The sequence below is a fragment of the Paraburkholderia sp. XV genome, from assembly GCF_020177535.1.
Classification (GTDB): Bacteria; Pseudomonadota; Gammaproteobacteria; order Burkholderiales; family Burkholderiaceae; genus Paraburkholderia; species Paraburkholderia caribensis.
In genome coordinates, this window is record NZ_JAGUUD010000223.1 from 1 (window position 1) to 4888 (window position 4888).

Below are 4888 nucleotides of genomic sequence, written 5' to 3' on the forward strand. Positions count from 1 at the left end.
CCGCAGCGAGCGCCGCCGCCGCGTCCGCACCGGCCGCGACATTGGCGCAGACGGTAACGTCAACGCCAGCAGGCCGCAGTCCCACGCGCCCCAGCCCATGACCGCCCCGACGACCCGATGACGACCGACGCCATCCGGCGCACCCCGACCCGATGAACATCTCCCATTTCTGCATCGACCGGCCGATCTTCGCCTCGGTCATCTCGATCGTGATCACACTGGGCGGCGCGCTGTGCATGCTCGCGCTGCCCACCGCGCAGTACCCCGACATCACCCCGCCGCAGATCACGATCTCCGCCACCTACCCCGGCGCGAGCGCCGACGTGGTGGCCAACAACGTTGCCGCGCCGATCGAGCAGCAGGTCAACGGCGCCGACAACATGATCTACATGAGCTCGTCGAGCTCCTCCACCGGCAACCTGACGATCAACGCCTACTTCCAGATCGGCACCAACCCCGAACTCGCCCAGGTCGACGTGCAGAACCGCGTGAATCTCGCGCTGCCGCAACTGCCGCAGTCGGTCACCAACCAGGGCGTGCAGGTACAGAAGAAGTCGCAGGCGTTCATGATGGTGATCGCGATCTACTCGCCCACCGAGCGCTACGACGCCACCTACATCGCCAACTACGCGAACGTCTACGTGCTCGATGCGCTCAAGCGCATCCCTGGCGCGAACCAGTCGAGCATCTTCGGCACGCCCGACTACGCGATGCGCATCTGGCTGCGCCCCGACCGCATGGCGCAGCTGGGCATCACGGCCGCCGACGTGCAGCGCGCGGTGGCCAACCAGAACCAGCAGTTCGCCGTGGGACGATTAGGCCAGTCGCCCACGGGCAATCCCGTCGAACAGTCGTTCGCGGTCACCACCACAGGCAGGCTCACCGAGCCCTCCGAGTTCGAGAACATCATCATCCGCGCGCAGAGCGGTGGCGCGGCGATCGTGCGGCTCAAGGACATCGGCCGTGCCGAACTGGGGCAGAAGGACTACTCGATCCGCAGCCGCTTCCAGGGCAAGCCCGCCACCGTGATCGCCGTCTACCAGCAGCCGGGCGCGAATGCGCTCGATGTCTCGAAGCAGGTGCGCGCCACGCTCGCCGAGATGAAGAAGTCGTTCCCCGAGGGCATCGACTACGAAATCGCGATGGACACCACCGAGTTCACGCGCGCGTCGATCACGGACGTCGTGCACACGTTCTTCGAGGCCGTCGTGCTGGTGGTGATCGTCGTGTTCGTGTTCCTGCAGAGCCTGCGCGCCACCCTGATCCCCGTGCTGGCCGTGCCCGTGTCGATCGTCGGCACCTTCATGGGCATGGAGGCGCTCGGTTTCTCGATTAACATGCTCACGCTGTTCGGCATGGTGCTCGCCATCGGCATCGTGGTCGACGACGCGATCGTCGTGATCGAGAACGTCGAGCGCAACATGACGGTGAACAGGCTCGACCCGAAGACGGCCGCCAAGCAGGCGATGGACGAAGTGGCGGGCCCCGTGGTCGCGATCGTGCTGGTGCTGTGCGCGGTGTTCGTGCCCGTGGCGTTTCTCGGCGGCATCACCGGCCAGATGTACAAGCAGTTCGCGATCACGATCGCGATCTCCGTGGTGATCTCGGGCATCGTCGCGCTGACGCTCTCGCCCGCGCTCGCGGCGCTGCTGCTCAAGCCCGGCCATCACGAGAAGAAGGGCTTCTTCCGCTGGTTCGACAACCAGTTCGCGCGCATGACGGCGGGCTATACGCGTGCCGTGCGCCTGATCATCAGGCGCTTCGTGGTCGCGCTGCTGCTGTTCGCCGGCATGATCGCGCTGGCCGTCGTGATGATGCGCGACATACCCACTGCATTCCTGCCGCCCGAGGACCAGGGCTATCTGCTGGGCGCCGTGATCATGCCCGATGCCGCGTCGCTCGATCGCACGGGCCAGGTGTCGGACCGCGTGTCCGAGTACTTCATGAAGCAGCCGGCCGTGGGCAGCATCACGACGGTGGACGGCTTCAGCATTCTCGACAGCCAGAACAAGAACAACTCGTCGACGTTCTTCGTCGGCTTCAAGAGCTTCGAGGACCGGTATTCGTCGGCCAATATCCGCACCCAGAACGCGCGCGCCGTGCTCGTCGATGCATACAGGACGCTCTCGCAGATCCGCGAGGGCATCGTCGTGCCGCTCAATCCGCCGTCGATTCCGGGGCTGGGCACCACGGGCGGCACGGAGATGTGGATCCAGAGCAAGGGCGATGCGACGATCGCGCAGTTCGCCGCCGTCGTCGACGACTTCGTCGCGAAGGCGAAGCAGCGCCCCGAGCTGACGGGGGTCACGTCGACCTTCAATGCGAACTCGCAGCAGCTGCTGGTCGACGTGGACCGCGACAAGGCCGAGACGCTCGGCGTGCCCGTCCAGGACGTCTACAGCGCGATGCAGACGATGTTCGGCTCGCTGTACGTGTCGCAGTTCAACCGTTCGAGCCGGCTGTGGCAGGTGATCCTGCAGGCCGAGCCGTCGTACCGGTTGAAGCCCGACGACCTGACGCAGGTCTTCGTGCGCAGCGCGAACGGCAGCATGGTGCCGCTGAAGTCGGTGGTGACCTCGCGCTACGTGACGGGGCCGGACCTGATCACGCGCTTCAACAACTTCCCGGCCGTGAAGATCACGGCCAACGCGGCGCCCGGCTACGCATCCGGCCAGGTGATCAGCGCGCTCGAAGAGGTGGGCGCGCAGATGCCCTCGGAGTACGGCATCGCCTGGAGCGGCGAGGCGTTCGAGGCGAAGCAGTCGGGCGGCACCTCGGGCCTCGTGTTCGTGTTCGGTCTGATCATGGTGTTCCTGATTCTCGCGGCGCAGTACGAGAAGTGGAGCCTGCCGTTCGGCGTGCTGATGGCGGTGCCGTTCGCCCTGTTCGGCGCGCTGCTGGCGATCCTGCTGCGCGGGCTGAACAACGACGTGTACTTCCAGATCGGTCTGACGATGCTGGTGGCGCTCGCGGCGAAGAACGCGATCCTGATCTTCGAGTTCGCGGTGCTCAACCGCGAGGCGGGCAAGTCGGTGTTCGACGCGACGATGACGGCGGCCGAGGAGCGGCTGCGGCCGATCGTGATGACGTCGCTGGCGTTCATCCTGGGCTGCGTGCCGCTGGCGATCGCGACGGGCGCGTCGGCCAACAGCCGGCATTCGATCGGCACGGGGGTGATCGGCGGGATGCTCGGGGCCACGGCGATTGCGGTGTTCTTCATCCCGATGTTCTTCTATGTGCTCGAAACGATGTCGGAGCGCTCGGAGAAGAAGAAGGCCAAGAAGGCTGGCGATGCGCCGCCTTCTGCGCCGGGATCGGGTGCAGGGCCAACGTCGGGCGAGCCGAAGGTGCCGCCGTCGGCGGGCGGCCCCACAGTGGGCGGTGGGCCGACGACGAACCCGTCCGCACCGCGCGAGGATGACTGACATGCGCCGCGCCCTCGTTCTCTGTGTGCCCTGCGTGCTCGCCCTGAGCGGTTGCCTGCTCGGGCCGGACTACTCGCGCCCGCCGCTCGACGTGCCCGCCACCTACCGCTTCCCCGACAACTACGCGGCGGACATCGCCAACACCGAATGGTGGAAGCAGTTCGACGACCCGGTGCTCGACGACCTGATCACGACCGCGCTCGCGAACAACAACGACGTGAAGATCGCCGCCGCGCGCGTCGACCAGTTCCTCGGCCAGTTCGTGACGACGCGCGCCGCGCTGTTTCCGCAGGTCGGCGCGGGCTTCGATGCCGGACGCGAGCGCATCTCGACGTCATCCTCGCCGCTGCTCGCGAACGTGCAGAACCCCGTGTTCAACACGTACACGGCGGCGCTCTCGGCGTCATGGGAAATCGACCTCTTCGGCCGCAACCGGCGTCTGACGGAATCGGCGCGCGCGAGCCTGCTGTCCACGGAAGAGGCGAAGCGCGGCACGGTGCTGACGCTGGTGTCGTCGGTGGCGTCGTCGTATATCAACCTGCGCAGTCTCGACCGGCAGCTGGAGATCGCGAAGGCGACCACGGCGAGCCGCGCCGAATCCGTGCATGTGTTCGAGCTGCGCTTCAAGGGCGGCGAGGTCTCGCAGATGGAGCTCGCGCAGAGCCAGTCCGAGTATGAGGCCTCGCGCGCGGTGATTCCGCAGATCGAGGCGCAGATCGCGCAGCAGGAAGACGCGCTCTCGGTGCTGCTCGGGCGCAATCCGGGCGATATCCTGCGCGGGCGCGCGCTCGCCGAACTCGCGGCGCCCGCCGTGCCGGCGGGGCTGCCCTCGGACCTGCTGGAGCGCCGTCCCGATCTGCGGCAGGCCGAGCAGGATCTGGTCGCGGCGAATGCGCAGATCGGCGCGGCCAAGGCGCTGTACTTCCCGCAGATTTCGTTGACGGGGCTGTTCGGCACCCAAAGCGGGCAGTTCTCGAAGCTCTTTACGGGGCCCGCGCGCGTGTGGTCGTTCGCGGGCTCGGTCGCGCAGCCGATCTTCGAAGGCGGGGCGATCGTCGGACAGGTGAAGCAGGCCGAGGCGGTGCAGCAGCAGGCGCTGTACGCGTACCGCAAGGCGATCCAGGTCGCGTTCCAGGAAGTCAACGACGCGCTGATCTCGTCGCAGAAGGTGCGCGAACAGTTCGACGTGCAGGGCCGGCAGGTCGAGGCGCTGGCGACCTATGCGCACCTCGCGCGGCTGCGCTATGAAGGCGGCTATACGAGCTATATCGAGGTGCTCGATGCCGAGCGCAGTCTCTTCAACGCGCAGCTGACCCAGACGCAGACGCAGGCGGGCGTGCTGGTGTCGTATGTGAACCTGTACAAGGCGATGGGCGGCGGCTGGGTCGTCACGGCCGAAAGCATGACCACCCAGGCCGCGCAGCATGGCGGCGACGCGGCCGCGCAGGGTGCGAAATGAGCGA

Annotated in this window: 2 protein-coding genes; both read left to right on the forward strand. The window is 66.9% G+C overall.

The window, feature by feature from the left end:
* Window positions 1–152: 152 nt before the first annotated feature.
* Window positions 153–3425 (forward strand): efflux RND transporter permease subunit, encoded by a 3273-nt coding sequence (locus KFO72_RS41210; RefSeq protein WP_060601976.1) that lies wholly within the window; start codon window positions 153–155, stop codon window positions 3423–3425.
* Between the two features lies 1 nt (window position 3426).
* Complete coding sequence (locus tag KFO72_RS41215) at window positions 3427–4884, forward strand: efflux transporter outer membrane subunit (RefSeq protein ID WP_156516688.1); 1458 nt, start codon at window positions 3427–3429, stop codon at window positions 4882–4884.
* Window positions 4885–4888: the final 4 nt, after the last annotated feature.

Coding starts and splice junctions, on each gene's coding strand:
- KFO72_RS41210 (WP_060601976.1), top strand. CDS start 153: ATGAACATCTCCCATTTCTGCATCGACCGGCCGATCTTCGCCTCGGTC.
- KFO72_RS41215 (WP_156516688.1), top strand. CDS start 3,427: ATGCGCCGCGCCCTCGTTCTCTGTGTGCCCTGCGTGCTCGCCCTGAGC.